Source organism: Microcoleus sp. B3-D2 (genome assembly GCF_036705345.1).
Taxonomy (GTDB): Bacteria; Cyanobacteriota; Cyanobacteriia; order Cyanobacteriales; family Microcoleaceae; genus Microcoleus.
Genome location: NZ_JAUBUG010000012.1, coordinates 1 through 19594 on the forward strand (window position 1 = coordinate 1; position 19594 = coordinate 19594).

At 46.1% G+C, this 19594-nt stretch carries 17 protein-coding genes, 1 tRNA gene and 2 pseudogenes; 8 read left to right on the forward strand and 12 right to left on the reverse strand.

What is annotated here, in order from left to right:
• Nucleotides 1–112: 112 nt before the first annotated feature.
• Both QUB14_RS06790 and QUB14_RS06795 read left to right on the forward strand, forming a co-directional pair.
• The gene (locus QUB14_RS06790; protein ID WP_333214698.1) at nt 113–481 is read left to right on the forward strand and encodes a hypothetical protein; all 369 of its coding nucleotides are present in this window, start codon (nt 113–115) and stop codon (nt 479–481) included.
• Complete coding sequence (locus QUB14_RS06795) at nt 474–2030, forward strand: hypothetical protein (protein ID WP_333214700.1); 1557 nt, start codon at nt 474–476, stop codon at nt 2028–2030. The genes QUB14_RS06790 and QUB14_RS06795 overlap by 8 nt, the downstream gene beginning before the upstream one ends.
• Before the next feature lie 47 nt (nt 2031–2077).
• Here QUB14_RS06795 and moeB read toward each other — a convergent pair whose 3' ends face one another.
• From moeB to QUB14_RS06850, 11 genes are all read right to left on the reverse strand, one after another.
• On the reverse strand, nt 2078–3250 hold the full coding sequence (moeB, locus tag QUB14_RS06800; protein ID WP_333040839.1) for a molybdopterin-synthase adenylyltransferase MoeB: 1173 nt from the start codon (nt 3248–3250) through the stop codon (nt 2078–2080).
• Nucleotides 3251–3329: 79 nt separating this feature from the next.
• Complete coding sequence (locus QUB14_RS06805; protein WP_333214702.1) at nt 3330–3809, reverse strand: M67 family metallopeptidase; 480 nt, start codon at nt 3807–3809, stop codon at nt 3330–3332.
• Between the two features lie 328 nt (nt 3810–4137).
• Nucleotides 4138–4365: a ferredoxin family protein gene (locus QUB14_RS06810; RefSeq protein ID WP_333214704.1), complete on the reverse strand. Its 228-nt coding sequence runs from the start codon at nt 4363–4365 to the stop codon at nt 4138–4140.
• Nucleotides 4366–4472: 107 nt separating this feature from the next.
• Complete coding sequence (locus tag QUB14_RS06815; protein WP_333214706.1) at nt 4473–5579, reverse strand: hypothetical protein; 1107 nt, start codon at nt 5577–5579, stop codon at nt 4473–4475.
• Nucleotides 5580–5594: 15 nt separating this feature from the next.
• Nucleotides 5595–6974 (reverse strand): MBOAT family protein, encoded by a 1380-nt coding sequence (locus tag QUB14_RS06820; RefSeq protein WP_333214708.1) that lies wholly within the window; start codon nt 6972–6974, stop codon nt 5595–5597.
• A gap of 229 nt (nt 6975–7203) precedes the next feature.
• On the reverse strand, nt 7204–8439 hold the full coding sequence (locus tag QUB14_RS06825; RefSeq protein ID WP_333214710.1) for an ATP phosphoribosyltransferase regulatory subunit: 1236 nt from the start codon (nt 8437–8439) through the stop codon (nt 7204–7206).
• Nucleotides 8440–8896: 457 nt separating this feature from the next.
• On the reverse strand, nt 8897–9820 hold the full coding sequence (locus QUB14_RS06830; protein ID WP_333214712.1) for a tetratricopeptide repeat protein: 924 nt from the start codon (nt 9818–9820) through the stop codon (nt 8897–8899).
• A gap of 101 nt (nt 9821–9921) precedes the next feature.
• The gene (locus QUB14_RS06835) at nt 9922–10737 is read right to left on the reverse strand and encodes an inositol monophosphatase family protein (RefSeq protein ID WP_333214714.1); all 816 of its coding nucleotides are present in this window, start codon (nt 10735–10737) and stop codon (nt 9922–9924) included.
• Between the two features lie 196 nt (nt 10738–10933).
• On the reverse strand, nt 10934–11449 hold the full coding sequence (locus tag QUB14_RS06840) for a thermonuclease family protein (protein WP_333214716.1): 516 nt from the start codon (nt 11447–11449) through the stop codon (nt 10934–10936).
• A 34-nt stretch (nt 11450–11483) separates the two neighbouring features.
• On the reverse strand, nt 11484–11852 hold the full coding sequence (locus QUB14_RS06845) for a 2Fe-2S iron-sulfur cluster-binding protein (protein WP_242721298.1): 369 nt from the start codon (nt 11850–11852) through the stop codon (nt 11484–11486).
• A 150-nt stretch (nt 11853–12002) separates the two neighbouring features.
• On the reverse strand, nt 12003–13286 hold the full coding sequence (locus tag QUB14_RS06850) for a transposase (RefSeq protein WP_333214718.1): 1284 nt from the start codon (nt 13284–13286) through the stop codon (nt 12003–12005).
• Nucleotides 13287–13554: 268 nt separating this feature from the next.
• Here QUB14_RS06850 and QUB14_RS06855 point away from each other — a divergent pair.
• Nucleotides 13555–13639 (forward strand) — tRNA-Ser (locus QUB14_RS06855).
• A 293-nt stretch (nt 13640–13932) separates the two neighbouring features.
• Here the strand turns inward: QUB14_RS06855 and QUB14_RS06860 are convergent.
• Nucleotides 13933–14742 (reverse strand): pentapeptide repeat-containing protein, encoded by an 810-nt coding sequence (locus tag QUB14_RS06860; RefSeq protein WP_333214720.1) that lies wholly within the window; start codon nt 14740–14742, stop codon nt 13933–13935.
• 74 nt (nt 14743–14816) lie between these two features.
• Between QUB14_RS06860 and QUB14_RS06865 the strand changes: the two genes are divergently transcribed.
• From QUB14_RS06865 to QUB14_RS06885, 5 genes and pseudogenes are all read left to right on the forward strand, one after another.
• On the forward strand, nt 14817–15719 hold the full coding sequence (locus QUB14_RS06865; protein WP_333214722.1) for a phosphodiester glycosidase family protein: 903 nt from the start codon (nt 14817–14819) through the stop codon (nt 15717–15719).
• A gap of 294 nt (nt 15720–16013) precedes the next feature.
• Entirely contained in the window at nt 16014–16670 is a 657-nt protein-coding gene (locus QUB14_RS06870) for a HEAT repeat domain-containing protein (RefSeq protein WP_333214724.1), read from the forward strand.
• 659 nt (nt 16671–17329) lie between these two features.
• A pseudogene (locus QUB14_RS06875) lies at nt 17330–17404 on the forward strand (phycoerythrobilin:ferredoxin oxidoreductase); the annotation flags it as partial.
• Nucleotides 17405–17429: 25 nt separating this feature from the next.
• Nucleotides 17430–17855: pseudogene (locus QUB14_RS06880) on the forward strand (hypothetical protein).
• Nucleotides 17856–17915: 60 nt separating this feature from the next.
• On the forward strand, nt 17916–19594 hold a 1679-nt coding region (locus QUB14_RS06885; RefSeq protein ID WP_333297131.1), incomplete at its 3' end, for a ribbon-helix-helix protein, CopG family.

A 19594-nucleotide genomic window follows, 5' to 3' on the forward strand; every position in this document is an offset into this window, starting at 1 on the left:
TGGGATTTTAAAATCCCAAAAGCCTTTCGACCCCAATTATTTGACTGCTACCCCTTGACAGGTCAAGACAGTATCTACAAATCTATATTTTTTAATCACGGGAGTAATTACAATGGAACCTGACAAAATTATCAATGCTTTTCTCCAATGGCTGCACAAAAACCCGAGTATTTTCATGCCGACAGCATGGCAAGATTTACCCGAATTAAAAACAGAAATGGGAGAATTCGCAGACGATCAATTGTTTCCTATTGCTATGGCTATCAGCAAGTGGTGCGCCCGTCATCAATTGGGAGAAGAATTAAAAATTGCGGCCGGCAAAAACAAAAAAGAAATCGACGATCCGGGCGAACCCACCCCAACTACCACTGACCCACTAACTAACATCACCCAAACTCTGCGTCAAAGCATTGAAGATAGTTACAAAAAAATTCAAAAAGAACTGGATGCAGAGAATCAATCAAATACAGACCATGACTGAAAACAGTAAAATCTATGCCCCCAACGTCTATTTGTTTGCCTTTCATCTCTGCCAACCCCTAGAATCAGAGTCTAGTTCCCCTGTGGAATTCGCCCGTTTGTGGCAGAAGTGCGATGAGATTTTGCAAACTAAATTAGCAGTCGGTAAGGCATTCAACGGCAGCTACTTGTCCAAAAAAGACGAACCTGCCGGATGGCGAGTCAACCTGATTAAAAAAGAAGTTGTTGGCCAGCGAAATTCTCTGGCTTTTGCTAAGAATATTTCCCACGAAAACCAACAAATTAGCCTCAAAGGTTTTGCCCAACCGCTGCGGATTGATGACAGCTACGCTTTGGGTTTACAAATTCGCGTTCCCGAAAAAGTTGACGGCAATAAAACATCGGCTGTCGATGTTAGCCTCTTCAAGGAATTCAATCCCGATAACTGCTTGCTGCCGGATTTCCTGCAGAGTTATTTCGGGCAAACTCTGCTGCTTACAGCTTGGCTGAGTGTCGAACAAAATCAGGCGGCGCGGGCAGATTCGCAGTTTCTCCAAGCTTTAGGCAAACAGTGTCTAGAAAAGTTGATTTCTGGTCAAAATCAGCCGGATTTTTACCGTCAAGGCGAGTTATTCGGCAGTCCGATTTTGGAGTATGGTAATCCGAGTCAGCCCGATAGTTACTGTCACGTTATTATCTGGTTTTTCAACAGTCCGACAACTGATGAAATCTGGGATGAGACGCGGTACAGCGATTTTATGGATTTGTTTCTGTACCGAAATAAGATTCTTCGCGCTTATCACGACAGTCGCAAGCTTTACGTCGTGACTCGCGAGGAATACAAGCAAATTGAACTGGATATTGACAAGACTTTTAAGTATTTGCAGCGAGATAAAGCTCAGCAGAAGCAATCGAAAGGTGCGGGTTTAAAGGAAGAAGAATTAAAATATCTGGAAACTCAGACAATCGAGATGCCGCCTCGGGCTGTGAAGTATGCCCGAATGCTGATTGATTTGGAGTTTCGCCAAAATACGATCGCAATTAACGCCCAAAATTACCAGGATAAATTAAATCAAATAAGTCTTGACATCAAAGCAGCTAAAAAGTACAATGATAGTGATGCCGATTTAAGTTTCCTCGCAGCATTCAGTAAAGAAACTTGCCCGCAGTTTCAAAGGCAGATTCAAGCAGATTTAGGCTATTTCAAACACGGTTCCGGCTTGCTAGACCAAGCAACCGAGGCAATTAGAGCTATTGTGGCGATCGAAGAAGCTTATCGGAATGCCAAACTAGAGGTCACGATTCAAGCTGTCGGCTTTGGTTTGGGAGTAGCCGGAGTGGTGGCTGGAAGTTCTCCTTATTTAATTAAACAAGACCCGCCCAATCAAATGGTTGCTTTGCCTTTGCCTTTCCTGAAGGTGGGAATTAATTCTTTTGCCTTCGTATTGTTGATTAGTATCGGTGCCGGGGCTCTAGTTTGGGGCGTGGTTATGTTGAGTGCCAATTCCAAGAATCTACTAGGTAAGTTCAAGAATCTACTCAATAGAAATAAACAGTTGCCGCCGACATAATCCCCGTTCCGGGCGGGCAAATCGCCCGCCCCAGAAAAAGATTAGCCTTAATATTGAGGTACAGACGGGTCTACTTCTTCACTCCAAGCAGTAATTCCGCCCTTAACATTAATCCCCTCAATTCCAGCTTCCTTCAAAATCCCCAAAGCCTTCGCAGAACGTCCGCCCATTTTGCAGTGTGCAATCAAGCGGTGGCCGTTCAACAATTCCTTGACCTTAGCGACACCTGCGCCGTGTTCGATATCCGGCAAAGGAACCAAAACCGACCCAGGAATTTGACAAATTTGATACTCATTGGGGTTCCGAACATCCAACAATACAAAATCCTTCGCACCGCTGTCGATTAACTCCTTAAGTTGCGTGACAGTCATCTCAGGAATTTGCGTTTGCTGACTTGCTTCCTGCGCTTTAGCTTGAGGAATGCCGCAGAATTGTTCGTAATCGATTAACTTTTCAATTACCGGGCGCACTGGATTAGGCCGCAGTTTCAATTGGCGGAACGTCATATCTAAGGCATTGTAAAGCAACAGTCTGCCGCTCAAAGTAGTGCCTTGACCCAAGATAATCTTGATAGCTTCCGTTGCTTGGATAGAACCGACAACACCGCACAAAACGCCTAAAACGCCGCCTTCTGCACAAGAAGGAACCATCCCAGGAGGCGGGGGCTCTGGGTACAAATCGCGGTAATTCGGGCCGCCTTCGTAGTTGAAAACTGTTGCTTGTCCTTCAAATCGGAAGATGGAACCGTAGACGTTGGGCTTGTTTAAAAGAACGCAAACGTCGTTCATCAAATAGCGAGTCGGGAAGTTGTCCGTACCGTCGATAATGATATCGTAAGGAGTGGCAATGTCGATCGCATTTTCCGAACTAACGCGAGTTTCGTACAAATCAACTTGACAAAAAGGATTTATTTCTAAAATCCGATTTTTAGCCGACTCAATCTTCGGTTTCCCAACCCAAGAAGTGCCGTGAATTACTTGCCGCTGCAAATTGGAATGGTCTACAACATCAAAGTCTACAATCCCAATGCGGCCAACACCGGCGGCTGCTAAATACAGCAGCAGCGGCGAACCGAGGCCTCCCGTACCGATGCAGAGCACGCTGGCAGCTTTGAGACGCTTTTGCCCTTCCAATCCAACTTCTGGCAGGATCAGGTGGCGAGAGTAGCGTTCGTATTCTTGTTTGTTGAGCTGGATCTCGTCCAGATTAGGATTTAGCATGATATTGTGTGTAGCGCAGATTTTGAATTACATCCTATCTGAATCTTTCGCATTTTTACCTGTTTGTTATTTTTACTAATTATTTCTTAATCTCAGTCGGTTCCACTAGGCGAATTTCCTCTGGTTGAAAGTTCCCCTCTCCGTCAAGACTCCAACTGCGGAGGTCTTCCGAACAGCCTTGTCGGACTGACACAATGATATAAGAGTATTGGGCCCAGGCCAATGTCCGATCGCACTCTGAGGGCACTGCAGGACAATCCGTGTGAGAATGATATATACCGATAATCTCCAGACTGCGATCGCGCCCATATTTCATCGCCCGCAACATATCTTCGGGCCTAATAGCATATCTGCGTCTTTCTGTCAATCCTTTTTGTTCGGGCCAATTCTCCTGGGCCTCAGAACTCCAAGCATTGTCAGTCGGCCAAACTTCTACCAAAGTTTTAACACCGCCAGTAACTCGACCGAGCAACAAACCGCAGCATTCTTCAGGATAAGCGCTTTCGGCGTGGGTACGCATGGATAAAATATGAGAGTCGGAAAGTGCGATCGGCTGCATAGGATTTTAGTGTAGATTTTTTTGTAAAGTGCGATCGGGCTTTTTTTTAAACGAACCGCGAAGACGCGAAGGACAGGTTCGGCGAAGCCGTTCCCCAAGGGTAGGAAGACAAGATAAGGGAAGAGAAAGAACTCACAAAAGTAACCTCATTAATTACCTGCACTTAGATATCTAAACGTTAGATTTTTCCACTATTTCTCACTCCTCTTCTCTGTGTCCTCTGCGCCCTCTGCGGTTCATAAAAAAGTTACTGTAGGGTGCGCCGGGTCGCGCACCTTACCCCTTAGTTAATGTAGCTATTTAGCCCTCAATTGCAATCTAGTTGCAATTAAGAGGGAGTTTGCTGCAACTCAGGGCGTTCATCTGGAACGATCGCACCTTCGACAGGACACACCTGCAAACAAATGCCGCAGTCAATACAGGTATCAAAATCAATCCAAAACCAATCAGTACCCTTGACATTTTTGCTAGGGCCGGGGTGAATGCAAGCAACCGGACAAGCGCCAACGCAATCAGCAATTCCCTCGCAAATATTCGTAACGATAGTATGTGACACAGTGTTCTCAATTCTTCAAATTTGGTGGACGAACTAGAAATAACTTTTCACTTGGAGTGGAATCTAAAGCCTCAGTTTTTTTTCTAATTTAACATTGAAAACAGACGTTATCGAGGTTGATTCGATTTGCCAAGCAGCCCGAACAAATCTTCAGCCACAGCTTTGTGACCGTCTTTGTCAAGGTGAACCGTATCAAATTTAATATACATCGGGGCAAAACGACCCTCTTTTTGAGCAATTTGCGATCGCCCGCGGCGAACTCCTTCAGTAGAATCGACATAGGGTAAACCAAGAGACTTACTAATTTCCCCAAGTCGCTTACCCGCATCAATAGTCAGCCGCTGTCTAGGTACTTGCTGTTCGTTATCAGAAAAACCGTCAAAAGCCATAAACCGAGTAGGCAAGTAAACTACAGCCAAAGAGCGGCCGTCAGCAGCAACAGAGTCCCGGAGTACACTCAAATCGGTCTCGAATTGCTTCCAAGCACGTTCGGCGACATCGGGAGGCAAATCTGCCTGCTGCCAACCCAAGGCTAGGGTTGCGCCCAAAGGAACATCCGGTTTCATGTTGTTGTTTGCCAAACCCAGGAAGTACAAGCATTTTTGGGAGTTGATTTTTAGCCAAGACGGGGTAGCTAAGATTTTGAAGTGGTTTTTCACACCCGCCAGCTTGGATTTGGCAACTGGCTCCAGATAAGGGTTTGCAGTCACTGATTTGTCATCGCGACGAAACCAGGTCATCGAGACCAAGTTGTTATCTACCGCCAGTACCACTAAATCTGGCTGGTACTGAGACCACAGGTTGCGGTAAACCGTGTTGATTTCCTTGAGTGAATAACCCTCTAGAGCGCTATTGATGTAGGTTGCCTTAGCACCGTTTTTCTGAAAAATAGTTGCTAGCTGAGCTGGCCAAGTATCTTCAGCAGCAATCCCAGTACCGAAGGTGGTGGAATCTCCCATTCCCAGGATTCGCACTTCGCCTGGAGCTTTTTTAATCGGCACCACAGGGCCACGATTGCCGGGACTGCTAACGGCGATGGGATGACCGCCTGTGAATTCCCGATCGAAAACATTATTGCTATACTCACGAGCAGTCACTTGCAGGAGTCCTTCTAATAATACAAATGCCAACAATACCTTCGACAAATCCACAGCAATGTAGCGAACTGTCGTTTTTAAATTTGCAATGGCCTTGTCATTAAATATCTGACTCATAATTTTTCAAGCCGATTAGAACTGGAAGTAAAGGAAATTTGAACTTGAGGCACCGGCGAAGGTAAATATTAGCGCGATCGCCATTGCATAAGTAATCCACTTGAGCGAATTTGGGTGGTTTTGTGTCCAACTCATCCATTTTTGCTTCAAATCCCACCATTCAACTAGCAGAATTGTTGCCATGTAGAACAGCGGCCGATAGTCAATAGGTATCCGCCCGTCAGCAAAGGTCAATATCCGCTGCAATACTACAACGGCACTGTTCAAATCCGCTGCCCGGAAGAATATCCAAGAAGTACATATTAGACACAAGGTAATCAGCCAGCGGATTAAATAGTTCATTTTAGAAGTTGGCTTAGATGAAAGTTTAGTTGCTCGTTCAATGGAGAGCATTGCTCCTTGCAAACCTCCCCAAACAACCCAGTTCCATCCAGCACCGTGCCAGAGCCCTCCCAGCAGCATCGTAATCATTAGGTTCGCGTAAGTGCGGAGATTGCCGCCCCGATTCCCGCCTAGAGGAATGTAGAGGTAGTCGCGCAACCAATTTGACAGCGAAATGTGCCACCTGCGCCAGAAATCAGTAATGCTATAGGCTAAATAAGGTTTCTCAAAATTTTTCGGCAGTTCAATTCCCAATAGGCGAGCCGAACCGATCGCAATATCCGAATAACCCGAAAAGTCACAGTAGACTTGAACGGTATAAGCTAATGTACCCAGCACAAGCCCCAGCCCGGAAACATTTTCTGGACTGGCGAAAACTTCGTTGGCTATTGGTGCGATCGAATCAGCTACATAAACTTTTTTCAGCATCCCCCAGACAATCTGGGCAATACCGCTGCGGATCACAATCCAGTCTACCGATGACTCACAGGCAAACTGGGGCATGAGCACCTCGGCGCGGACGATCGGCCCAGCCAGCAGGCTAGGGAAGAAAATCACGTACAGCGCTACGTCGAGGATTGACTTTTGAGCCTTGGTAACGCCCTTGTAGACATCGACTATGTAGCTAATTGTTGAGAACGTGTAAAAAGAAATACCTAAAGGTAATAGCAGGTTCAGTTGAGGCCAAAGCCTAAATCCAAACAGCGAATAACTCGAATCTAAGAAGAAGTTTGCGTACTTGAACACAAACAGAGTGCTAATAACTACAGCCAGAAAAGTAATTAAGGCCGTAGTTCGGTTTCTCTGTTGAGTCGAATCGTCGATGATTCGAGCTGTTTTATAAGCCAGCAGGGTATAGCCAACCATTAAAATTGAGTATGGTACGCTCCAAGCCCAATAAAAAGAGTAGCTAGCCAATAGCAAAAACCAACGTCGGTAGTGCGGTGTCAGTAAGTAATACACATACACCACAACTACCAGGAATCCTAAAAACAGTGTGGAGTTAAACAGCATTTTTTACTTTTACTCTTCAACTGGAAACTAACGCTCACAATGCTAGCACGAACTAAAACCGATAGAGGATCTTACTCCGGGATGCAGAAACCGGGTTTTTGTATGGAGAAACGCCATTACAGCAATGGATTTAGGGTAAAAAATTACTTTTATTAAGTTTTTTGTACAAGGTTTGTTAGAGCCACGGCTTCTCTAATAAATCGGGGCTCTGGGTGTTCTCTAGCAGCTCTTAATTTACCGTTTCAATTGTTGGCAATCCTTTGGCATTTACCCAAGCAATTTGAGTAATTCGTCGATCGCGCGCGTATTCCCGCGCCGACTCTGCTGTCTCCCGACTCTCTAAATCTATTTCTACCCGAACTAGGTGAGTAGAGTCTCGGAGTTTGCGAGCGTAAGCAAACGCGGCGGCACTAGCTTCAGGAGTTTGAGCCACCACCAACCAGTCGCTAGCTGGCGTCTGGCTGGGCAATTGCCCCTCTGTCAGCAAAACTTGGTGCAACTCTTCAATATTTAGACAAAACCCAATGCCGGGGGAATTTTGCCCTTGCGGATCGAACAGTCCCAACAGTTGGTCGTAGCGTCCTCCTTGTCCTAAAACTCGCTGTCCTGTCTTGCTGCTGCTGACAACTTCAAACACAATTCCAGTGTAATAGTCAAATGTTTGAATTAAACTCAAATCGAGGTGAATGTGAGATTTGAGATTGGGAATTTTTGACTGGCATTGGTGCAGCAATTCGATCGCCGATTTGAGATTGTTTAACGCGGCTTGCTGCGGCAAATCTAAATCCAGCTTGGCAACAATTGGCAACACCTCTTCTGGCCGGCCGCGCAAGTCAAATAACAGCAGAGCTCTTTCTCGCAATTCCGTTGACAGCGGCAAAGTTTCCAAGGCAATTCGATCGAGATTGGCGATCGCCCCCCGAACTTTTTGGCGCACGTTTGGCGGAAACGCTTCTAGCAATGTTGCAGTCAAGCCCGCTTCTCCCAAAACCAAATGCCAGTCATCAATTCCCAAGCTCTGCAAGCATTCAGACAGCAGCAGCAGCACTTCCGCATCCGCAACCGTCCCCCCCGCGCCGAGCAGCTCTACCCCAGCTTGATAGAACTCCTGTTGCCCGCCTGAGCCAGTATCTGGGCCTTTGCGGAACACGTTAGCGTTGTAGTAGAGGCGCTGAGGCTGCCAGCGAGTCCCGGCCATCCGCATTGCAGCCGCCCGGGCGATGGATGCTGTCAATTCCGGCCGCAAACCAAGTTCTCCATCCTCGGCATCTTGCAATTGAATCAGAGTCGATCGGTCGATCGCACCCCCAGCCATCAAAGTTTCCAGCCTTTCTAGAGTAGAGGTAATAATCCGGTGGTAGCCCCAGCGGTGAAAAACCTGCTGCAAGCGCCGTTCGATCGAAATTTTTTGAGCAACGTCAAGGGGCAATAAATCTCTTGCGCCGGATGGGGGTTGGTGAACCATATCAATTTTAGATTTTAGACTTTAGATTTTAGATGGGGCTTAGAAGCTTAGCTTTATGGACGGTGTTAAAGTCGAACCAGGCAAGCTTAACATTCGACTTTAACAAATTAAGGTGTCATATCAATTTTAGATTTTAGATTTTAGATTTTAGATTGGGCTTAGAAGCTTAGCTTTAGGGAACGCGGTTAAAGTCGAATCAGGCAAGCTTAACCTTCGACTTTAACAAATTAAGGCGTGATAGCGTTTTGGTTTGCATCGGAATTATCATTTTCCCCGTCAGTGCGATCGTCCCGCTCTTTCTGGAGAATCCGCGATCGCGGGACGCTCATATTGACGGTATAATTCCGACTGCGATCGGATGTGATCTCACCCAGTCTTGATTGTTTTGCTCGATCTCACTCCACTGCTGTGCAGTTTACCAATTTCTAAATATTCCTGACTCACAACTCACAACTTCTTACTTCTTCTTCCCGCCAAACAAACTTGCAAAAAATCCTGGTTTATCATCACCTTTTTTGGCCTTTGCGGAAGCTTGTTCCAGCTTTTTCTTAACCTCTAAAGCCGTCGGTTCTTCAGGATTTGATGCAAAAGCTTTGTTCATCTCAAGTTTTGCCATTGTGGCTTGATTTTGTTCAACGTAACACATTGCTAACATAGCGTGAGCCTTGCTGTATTTCGGATCGCGTTTCACCCCTTCTTTCAACTCTAAAATTGCTTTGGCGTAACTTTTGCTGTCCATGAATCCTTGAGCTCGGCGGCAATAGGGTTCGGCCGGCGAGTCTGTGCGCGGCTGCGTTACTTGAATTGGGGTTGGGGTTGGGGTTGGGGTTGGGGTTGGGGGGTCTGTTTTTTTTAGCCGTTTATCGTCGGTTGGGGGGGGTGGCGGCTGGGTTGGAATGCCTTGGCGCTCTTTTCGCAGCAGGTAAACCATATTAAGTTCGCTAATTTGATTTATCGCCTCTTGCGTTTCCTTAACTGATTCGTACTGCTTGAGAGCGAGTTTGCTAACTGCTGTTTTGTAAGCTTCTTCCCAATTTTGAGCGGTAGCTAACTGTTTGGCTGCTTCGCTTTCAATTTGCATTTTCGCCTGTTCTTTAACGACGCGCTTGCCGATGGCTGCTAATAGCAGGCTGTATTCTTTGCGATCGCTTTCCTTGGAGAATTTGTTGTAGGCCGGATTGACTACTTTTGACAAAAATTGGTTAGCCCAATCTTTATCGGCTTGGCTTTCAAAAGAGCAAGTATCCGAATGCAACCGGCGGGCGATTTTCATGTAGCGCTTGCGGATGTCGTTAAACTCGGCGTCTAAGGGAATTCCCAAAATTGCGTGCTGATCTGTAAAGTCATACTTGAACAGCCCTTTTGTCATTTCAAAAGACATAACTTTTACTCTTCCTTTCCTGGCTTTTCACTATTCTTTAATGTAGCTTGAGTCAAGGGGTTCTGACCCCCGTACTACCCCCGATCTATTACTGGGGGGCGCTACTTCCAAGAAGATAAGGGAGGAACGGCTAGCAGTGCGCTGCTGAGTTCGGCGTGTATTTTGCCGTTTGTGGCCAAAATCCGACCCGAGTTCATCTCAAAGGCACTACCGTCATAAGCTGTAATTTGACCTCCGGCTTCGGAGACGATGACTACACCTGCTGCTACGTCCCAAGGGGCGAGTCCCCGTTCCCAATAGCCGTCCGATCGCCCCATCGCGAGGTGCGCGAGGTCTAGGGATGCGGAACCGCTGCGCCGCACGCCTTGGGTGAGGTGGGTGAGGTGACAGAATTCGGCATAGTTATTGTCTGCTGTTTCGCGCCGATCGTATGCAAAGCCCGTTACTAGCAAGCTGGTTCTCAATTCTGAGATTTGGGAAACTTCGATCGGCGATCGGTTGCAGGTTGCTCCCAATCCTTTGCCTGCCCGAAACAATTCGTTATGAAAAGGGTCGTAAATTACTCCAATTTGTGGTATTCCGTCAATTAAAAGTCCGATCGACACTGCCCAAAAAGGATATTGGTGAGCATAATTTGTTGTGCCGTCCAAAGGGTCGATCGCCCACAGGTATTTGCTGCTGGCATTCCCTAATTTGCCGGATTCTTCGGCGAGGATGGCGTGGTCGGGTACGTGGCGGCCGAGAATTTCTAAGATGACGGCTTCTGAGGCTTTGTCGGCTTCTGTTACTAAATCGCCCGATCGACCTTTTTCTTGAATTTTTTCTAATTTTCCGCAGAAAGATTTCAGGACGGAACCGGCGGCTAGGGCTGCTTCGGTGGCTATTTCTAAGAAGTTTTGCAGTTGATTGTCAGTCATTAGGAAGAGGGAAGTAGGAACCGCGAAGACGCGAAGGACACGAAGGAAGAGGGAAGAAGGAAGAGGGAAGAAGGAAGAGGGAAGAAGGAAGAAGGAAGAGGGAAGAAGGAAGAGGGAAGAAGGAATAATGAAATCCTTGCTCATTAGTTATTAGGTATAACTGAGGAGTTTTTAGTCCTTCACTAATGACTCATGATTATTTCCGATTTTGCTGGCGGAATTCTGCGGGAGTTTGGCGCAGGGCTCGTTCTGGATTCCACAGGCCTTTACCCATCAGTCTCGCCCATTCTTGAGCGTTGATGAGTCGCTGCTGATATTTGGTGTTGGGCGATCGCACTGAGGCCAGGACATAACCTTCTTTGATTAGCTGTTCGTTGAGCAAAATTTTATCTTGCCACAAGTAGGCTAGTTTGCGATCGAACTGGTCTTTCTCTTGGATGTCGGATTCTAACAATACCTGTTTTCCCCCAATTAGCTGTTCTAGTCTTTGTTTGGCTGCTTCTCCCCAAGGCTGCTGTTTTAAATCCGGCGCATCAATACCAATCAGCCTGATTTGTTCTAATAAGGCTATTTTGTCGGCTGTACTGATAACTTCGATTGTTTGGCCGCTGAGGGCCCTTTCTACTTTGGCGATCGTACCTTGGGGAATTTCTGGTTTTTGGCAGCTAGCTAGCAACAGACACAGGGCGATCGCACATAATCGATAAAGCATGGATAATTGGTAGTTGATAATTTATCAAGTTGCCTCACTCTTCATCCAACGGCAAACCGGCTTTAACTTTACCTTTGCCGAAGTAACGACCGAATTGCAATTCGTACACTTCGTCTTCGTCTTGCGTCTCTACCTCGATGTTGGAACGGGGATAGCTGACGCACAGCAGGGCATAACCTTCTTTTTGCAGTTCCACAGAAAGCCCCATTGCTTCTGGCTGGTGCAGTTCCCCCGACTTGACGCGCACCGCACAGGCCGTACAAGCGCCGTTGCGACAGGAAAAAGGCAATTCTACTCCTTGGTTTTCGGCGCTTTGGAGGATGTAGCGGTCTTCGGGTACTCGCACGGTGTGGCGATCGCCTGTCTGTCTGTTATGAATTTTAATTGTGTAAGAGTTAGTCATGGAATTTTAGATTTTAGATTTTAGATTTTAGATTGGGGTTGGCGGGGCAAGATCCTTTAGATGAAGGGGTTTGCGACCCAGGGAGGAGAACCCAAGCCTGCCCGTTTCACACCCTACCCATAGTGACATCCTCCCACACCAAATCAAAGATTATGGTATGGGCTTCCCAACATCACTGTTGGAAGATTTCCTAGTTCTTCCCTTGCGGGATTTCGCCTCTGACGCCGACTGACTTTCATCAATCCCCGGCAGACCGACTGCATAGGCATTTTCTATTCCGCAAAGTCCTTGCGTACTAATGAGTTCTAAACCACGCAACCTAATAACTTCAGATGCTGCGTGATCTCTATCGGTTTGATATCCGCACTCACCACATTTATGAACTCGTTCGGAAAGCTCTTTTTTACCCGTATGTGTGTTGCACTTAGGGCAAGTTTGAGACGTTCCATCTGGATTGACGCGACAAAAATAGATTTGATGCTTCTTGGCGACCCACTCCAACAGATTGAGAAATTGACCAAAAGCAGCATCCAAGGTATGTTTTCTCAACATCCCCCTGGACATCGCTTTCAAGTTCAAGTCCTCAACAAAGACCATCCCAATACCTTCCTTGGTACACAAATGGTTAGCCAGTTTGAATTGCCAATCCTTCCGAACTCTAGCGATGTGGTTGTGGAATCTGGCAACCTTGATTCGAGCTTTCTCACGGTTCTTAGAACCCTTTTTCGTTCTGGCATACTTACGTTGCAGCAATTCCAGCTTGCGGTACAAGGATGTCAGGAATCGGGGTCGAGCAATAAACTCTTTATCCGAGGTTGTCAAAAACTTGGACAATCCCAAGTCGATACCCAGCCCATCTCCATGCGGTTGAGCGTCAGGTATCGACACATCAGACTCAATTGTTACTACAACTTCCCACCTATCAGCTTTCCTCAATATCCGTGCTTGCTTAACCACAAACCCCTCTGGGATAGGTCGATGCAAGTTGATAGGCATCTTCCCAAGTTTGGGCAAGCTTATCTGCCATCCCGTAATAGGATTGGTTTTGAATTGAGGAAACAGCATGGACTTGATTTGTCCAAACTTCTTGAAGCGAGGAAAGCCAAACCCCCGCGACTGAAAATAATTCCAAGCATCATGCAATCTACGAATAGTAGTTTGCAGAACTTGAGAAGGGGCTTCGCCCAACAACGAGAACGTTTTCTTCGCTTTGGGAAGTTCGTTCTGTTGAACGTAATAGGTAGGGAATGGCTTGTCGGCTGGAACGATGTATTCTCTCTCCAGCGAACAATAATCTAAACTACATTTACGCGAATTGACCCAATCTTTGATTTCTCGCAAGGCGTAGTTATAAACCTTGCGAGAAATTTCCAACCAATGAAGCATCGTTTCTTCTTGGCTGGCGTCGGGATAAATTCGGTAGCAGTAGTTCATGATCAGAGTCATGCAATCAAGTCTAACACAGAATTGCAAATCTATAAATCTATACCTGCTAAGGATTTTACGCCTGATTGACCGGATAAAATTGGTGTGGGGGCGTCCATGTATCCCAACACCAAATCAAAGATTATGGTGTGGGACTTATTGCTCCCCCAGACCCCCTCGAATAGTTAAACAGCAAATTTATGCCGTTACCCCTTCCCAAATCAGATTTGTTCTGCTATGATAGTTGAGCTGTGGCTAAATGAATGAATTTAGCCCTGGAGAGGTGGCCGAGCGGTTGAAGGCGCACGCCTGGAAAGTGTGTTTAGGGCAACTTAACGAGGGTTCGAATCCCTCCCTCTCCGTTAAACAAGCTGTTTAGGCAAAAAAAACAGTTTGCAACAAAAATCTCTGAGATGAGATAAATACTTTGATTAGAGCGAGATCCCTTGAATTCTTTTAGAAAAACCAAGGGATCTCGCTTTTATATTTTTGAGTGTAAATTACGGGCGATCGGGCCGAGAATAAACGCCCAGAGATAATGCCAATACTAGAAAACCATAGTGACGCTCCTACACCAATCGCCACCGTTTGCAGCAAAGCGTCGCTTTCTGCTGGATCAATTGCTGTTTGAATATCAGTCGGGGAATTTTAGATTTTAAATTTTAGATTTTAGGTTGAGATAATTTATATCGAACTGAGCATCAGCGAGATTTGCCCCTCTGAAGGAAGTACCCTCGGCATTTCCAATCTCTCGAACAATAGCCGAGAAAGACACAAACGCAAACCAAAGATACAGCAGCGACAGCAAACCGAAACACATACCCCAAAACAGTTTGTGAGTGCTCAGAAAAGCGCTCGCCGTTGCACTGAACAAAAAAGCCGCTGCGTAAGTCGCCACACTTCCAGCCGATGCGATCGCAACCTGTGCAAATTGGCTACGAATCCGGGAACTCAGAAAAAACATTAACACCCCGCCGATCGACATTCCAGCAAGAGCAGCCTGGGAATTATTATTAGTTGCAGTGCCAGCATAGAAAAATCCCAACAAAGCTCCTGATAGAATAGCAGAAATTGTTCGTGCCAATCTACCCGCTTTTGAGGTTTTTGGCTGTTTGCTGGCGATCGCCGAAGCGAAACCAGCAGCGCTCAAAACCCCGTACAGCAACAGAACAAAAGCCCAACTGCCAGAGCCCGGTAATTGTCCTTGAGTTCCCAAAATCAGTCGAGTCAGAACATCGCCCACAACCAAACAAATCGCGATCGCCCCAGCACTCAAAACAGCAATCTGTCGCCGAGAAAGCCCGATTTTTGCACCTAGAAAATTCGCACCCGCTAACTGAGCATTTCTAAAATTGCAGCCTCGAACATCCGCACCGCTGAAATCAGCACCGTTAAGAACTTGTCCTTGGAACGATCGATTTCGTAAAATTTGATTGCTAAAATTATTGGAATCCGAATACTTCATATTAGTACAGGATGCTGGAAAATATATAATAAATCTGTCAGTGTTCCCGTCCCCCATCTCAAATCTAAAATGGTATGACTGATCGACCCACTCTCAAACAAATTTGGCATATTCTCGGTCTCGGAATATTACTCGCACCAATACTACTCTACAACATTCCCTACTTTTTGCGTCCCGAACAAACCAACGAAGCGCGATCGCTCTTTCAAGGAATAGGCTACCGCAGGGAATTTCGGACTAATCCGCGTCCCACCCTAATTCACATTGTTAGCATCGACCTAAAAGCGCCGGGAATAGGAATTTTTGTCACTCCCGGAAACCCAACAGCCGATTTAACAGAAACCAATGCCCGCACCGCTACTGAATTCCTCAAAGAATTTAAATTGCAATTAGCAGTCAACGGCAATTTTTTTTATCCCTGCATCGAGAAAGCACCTTGGGATTACTACCCCCGCAGTGGCGATCGAGTAAATAATGTCGGACACGCCATTGCCAAAAGCCAAGCTTATTCTCAACCAGATCCAGGCTTTCCCGCCCTTTGTTTTGATGCCAAAAACCGCGCTCAAATAATCGAAAACGGCACTTGTCCTGCAGGGACAGCCTATGCAGTTGCCGGAGATACTTTACTGGTGAAAAATGGCAAACCCGTAGCACAAAGTCAGGAAGAACGCAAACAGGATAAACCCTATCCCCGTGCAGTGGCGGCGATCGACAAAACAGGCGACAAGTTGTGGTTAATTCTGGTAGACGGCAAGCAGAGGCTTTACAGTGAAGGGCTGAAATTGAGCGAAATAACTGATATTTCGATGCAGTTGGGAGCCGAGACAGTGCTAAATTTAGATGGCGGCGGGTCGGTAAGTTTTGCAGTAGCATCGCCGTCAGGAGCGAAACTGTTGAATGCTCCGATTCAGAATAAAATCCCCATGCAAGAACGTCCAGTTTCCAATCATTTGGGATTTTATGCGCGGGATAATTAGGTTTTAAATTGCGCTTTTATCTCCGAAAATTGGGGTTAAAAATGATTATATTCTGCACTCCGCCCAAGCCGCTGCTTGTAAAAAATCGGCTGTTAAAACCTATTTAAAAAAATAAAGGATGCCTCCGCCTCCTCAAATAAATAGGGTACTGATTGCCTTCATTACTAATACAAAAGCTCGCTTAAATACCCACAAAATTTCTGATTCAGCAGTGAAATTTTTTTAAATCTGCCCCAAATCCGGGAATAATTGCTAAAATTGTAAAGAAAAGTAACAAAAATATATAATTGGCTTATGAAAATTAGCGAAATCCAAGCAGCGCTGCAAAGTTCGGATTCTCAAGACAGGCTGCGGGGGGTAACGGCTCTGAGAAAGTGCGATTCTGCGGTGGCGCTACCGATGTTGCTGAGCAAAGTGGACGATCGCGAGTTTATGGTGCGATCGTTCGTGGCGATGGGATTGCGGCAGATTCAAACTGCGGAAGCTTTTGCGGCGCTGTTAAAAATGATGCAGTTCGATCGCGATCCGAACGTGCGAGCAGAAGCCGCTAACTCTTTGTCAAGGTTCGGAACCGAGGCAATTTCTCATTTAGTCGAAGCTTTTCGCCGTGATGACAATTGGCTCGTCCGCCGCAGTATCATGGCTCCGCTGTACGAAATGCAGTGTCCTGATGCAATATTTGAAATTTGTGCGATCGGTCTTGGCGGCGAAGATGTACCAGTTCAGGAAGCAGCAATTGACGGATGTGGTCTGCTGGCTAATACCCAGAAGCAAGAAGAGGCTTTGCAGCAATTATTACCTCTTGTAAGCGCGGATTACTGGGGAATTCGGCTGCGAGTTGCTCGCGCGCTGAGCAAATTTGACAATCCTCAAGCTCGCGCTGCTGTGAGCTATTTGGCAAAAGATCGAGATCATCGGGTTGCAGGTGCGACTTTGGAAGCTTCGCTGTAAAACAAGGGCTTACAAAATCGAGCAGACATTGGTAGCTGCCCTTAAACTCTTAAACCCGCCCCTAGATTAGCCCGATCGCGCTGCCCATCCCCAATTTATCAATGTTACGGATACAGTGCAGACAGAGAGCCGGCTTCGGGATTGTTTAGCAGTTATTTCGGTCACGAAGTGGCTGAGAAATTTCTTGATAAATTTTTGTTTGAAGATGCTGTGCCTTTAGCTGTAACCGCGAACTCGCGATGACCACTAAGTTTACATATATTTCTCAAAAAAACAAGTTCGCCGTAATAAATTTAGTCATGACTAGAAACCTCTCGATTGAGTAGGTAAAATCTCAAATCTCAAATCTCAAATAGACAAGAAAAAAACTTAATTTTTTACTATCAACCTGTAGATTTAGGAGGTAAAATCTCTAATCTACAGGTTGATATCATTCTTGCTCAGCCTTTTTTAGATGCGGCGATCGCTAAAATTAAAAATTGGTTAGACTTACAGTATTACCCGATTCCACAAGGGTTTGAACTCAAGGAAGCTACAGTCGGCAAAGGAAAAAAACAAACTCAGGAAATCGTAACTACCAGTTAGGCTTTTGCATCCCCGAATTTGCAGCAGTTTGGGGTGGCTCACGTTAAGACGGCAGCTTGCAAGTTCTCAATTTTGTGATATTCCCGCATCTTAACTTTGATTTGCCGTTTTTTGGCGCGGATTTGGTAACGCTGCCGGGTTGCCATTTAATTACTTTGGATATGCAGCCTTTGTTTGGCGGCGACGCTCACTACCAGGCTAAGTGTACTGGGCATCAAACATATTTTTCAAGCTCATCAACCGCACCTTCCCTGGGATGGCCACTTTCCAGAGGAAGCGAAGCAGTTTTTCTCGTGGCCGTTTCTGTGCACTCGCGCCAAGGAAACGGAAGTTGTGGAAACTCGCGTTTTTGCAGCGTTCAAAGACTATGTGGCGGGTGATTTGGATTTGGTCGATCGCGCCGAATCGGTGACATCGGGCGCAAAGTTAGATAATATCTGACAAGCTCAACTGTGCTATCTGCGGTATCGTGCCGAAAAAAACTCGGCCGAGGGAATGTTTAAGCGGTTCTACGGCGAGGAATGGACGCAAGAGTATATTCAAGGATTTTTGTTCAATTGGGAACGGAAGCTGGCACAATTGGTAAGTAACAAGAATTAATTTTAATAGAAGCTTCAGCCACTACACTAATAAGTGTAGGTTGGCATGAGGAAAATGCCAATGGTCAAAAAAAATCGCAATGTAGTTAGTTCCAATTCAGAAAGTAAAGTCAAAGTCGGACTTTCGCTGACTTCTTCTAGTGCCGATCGATTAAACGTGATCGCTCGCAAGCTCGGAATATCAAGGTCGGAACTCCTAGAACGCTTGGCACAAGGCGCTCTGGATATTTCTAAGGACAAGACGGAAGTTACTGTCACTTGGAAAAAAGGTGAAGAAACGCAGGTTGAGACCCCCGACTTGCAAGGGGAAACAGCCGAAGAAAGCGAAATTAATGACGCTGTAACGGCAGAAACTCTATCGGACTCGGTGAGTGTAAAGCCAAATCCGCTGCAAGAAAGTTACGAAAGTTTACAGCAGCAGTTGACGGAACGCGAAAGTTCGATCGCTTCTTTGCAGCAGCAATTAGCTACGGAAAAGCAAAATCTCGAAAGCCAATTGCAGGAAACAGTAGCCAAGTCAAGTTACGAAAGTTTACAGCAGCAGTTGAGTGAACGCGAAAGTTCGATCGCTTCTTTACAGCAGCAATTAGCTACGGAAAAGCAAAATCTCGAAAGCCAATTGCAGGAAACAGTAGCCAAGTCAAGTTACGAAAGTTTACAGCAGCAGTTGAGTGAACGCGAAAGTTCGATCGCTTCTTTACAGCAGCAATTAGCTACGGAAAAGCAAAATCTCGAAAGCCAATTGCAGGAAACAGTAGCCAAGTCAAGTTACGAAAGTTTACAGCAGCAGTTGACGGAACGCGAAAGTTCGATCGCTTCTTTACAGCAGCAATTAGCTACCGAAAAGCAAAATCTCGAAAGCCAATTGCAGGAAACAGTAGCCAAGTCAAGTTACGAAAGTTTACAGCAGCAGTTGAGTGAACGCGAAAGTTCGATCGCTTCTTTGCAGCAGCAATTAGCTACGGAAAAGCAAAATCTCGAAAGCCAATTGCAGGAAACAGTAGCCAAGTCAAGTTACGAAAGTTTACAGCAGCAGTTGAGTGAACGCGAAAGTTCGATCGCTTCTTTGCAGCAGCAATTAGCTACGGAAAAGCAAAATCTCGAAAGCCAATTGCAGGAAACAGTAGCGAAGTCAAGTTACGAAAGTTTACAGCAGCAGTTGACGGAACGCGAAAGTTCGATCGCTTCTTTGCAGCAGCAATTAGCTACGGAAAAGCAAAATCTCGAAAGCCAATTGCAGGAAACAGTAGCGAAGTCAAGTTACGAAAGTTTACAGCAGCAGTTGAGTGAACGCGAAAGTTCGATCGCTTCTTTGCAGCAGCAAGTCGCTGAAAAAGAACACCGGGAACACGAGTTTCAGCAGCAGTTAGCAGAAAAATCGAGTGTTCTGGAATCTTTGCAGCAGCAAGTCGCCGAAAGGGAACACCGAGAACACGAGTTTCAGCAGCAACTCGCCGAAAAATCCAGTGCTCTGGAATCTTTGCAGCAGCAAGTCGCCGAAAGGGAACACCGAGAACACGAGTTTCAGCAACAGCTAGCCGAAAAATCCAGTGCTCTGGAATCTTTGCAGCAGCAATTCGCCGAAAGAGAACACCGGGAACACGAGTTTCAGCAACAGCTAGCCGAAAAATCCAGTGCTCTGGAATCTTTGCAGCAGCAGCTAGCCGAAAGAGAACACCGGGAACACGAGTTTCAGCAACAGCTAGCCGAAAAATCCAGTGCTCTGGAATCTTTGCAGCA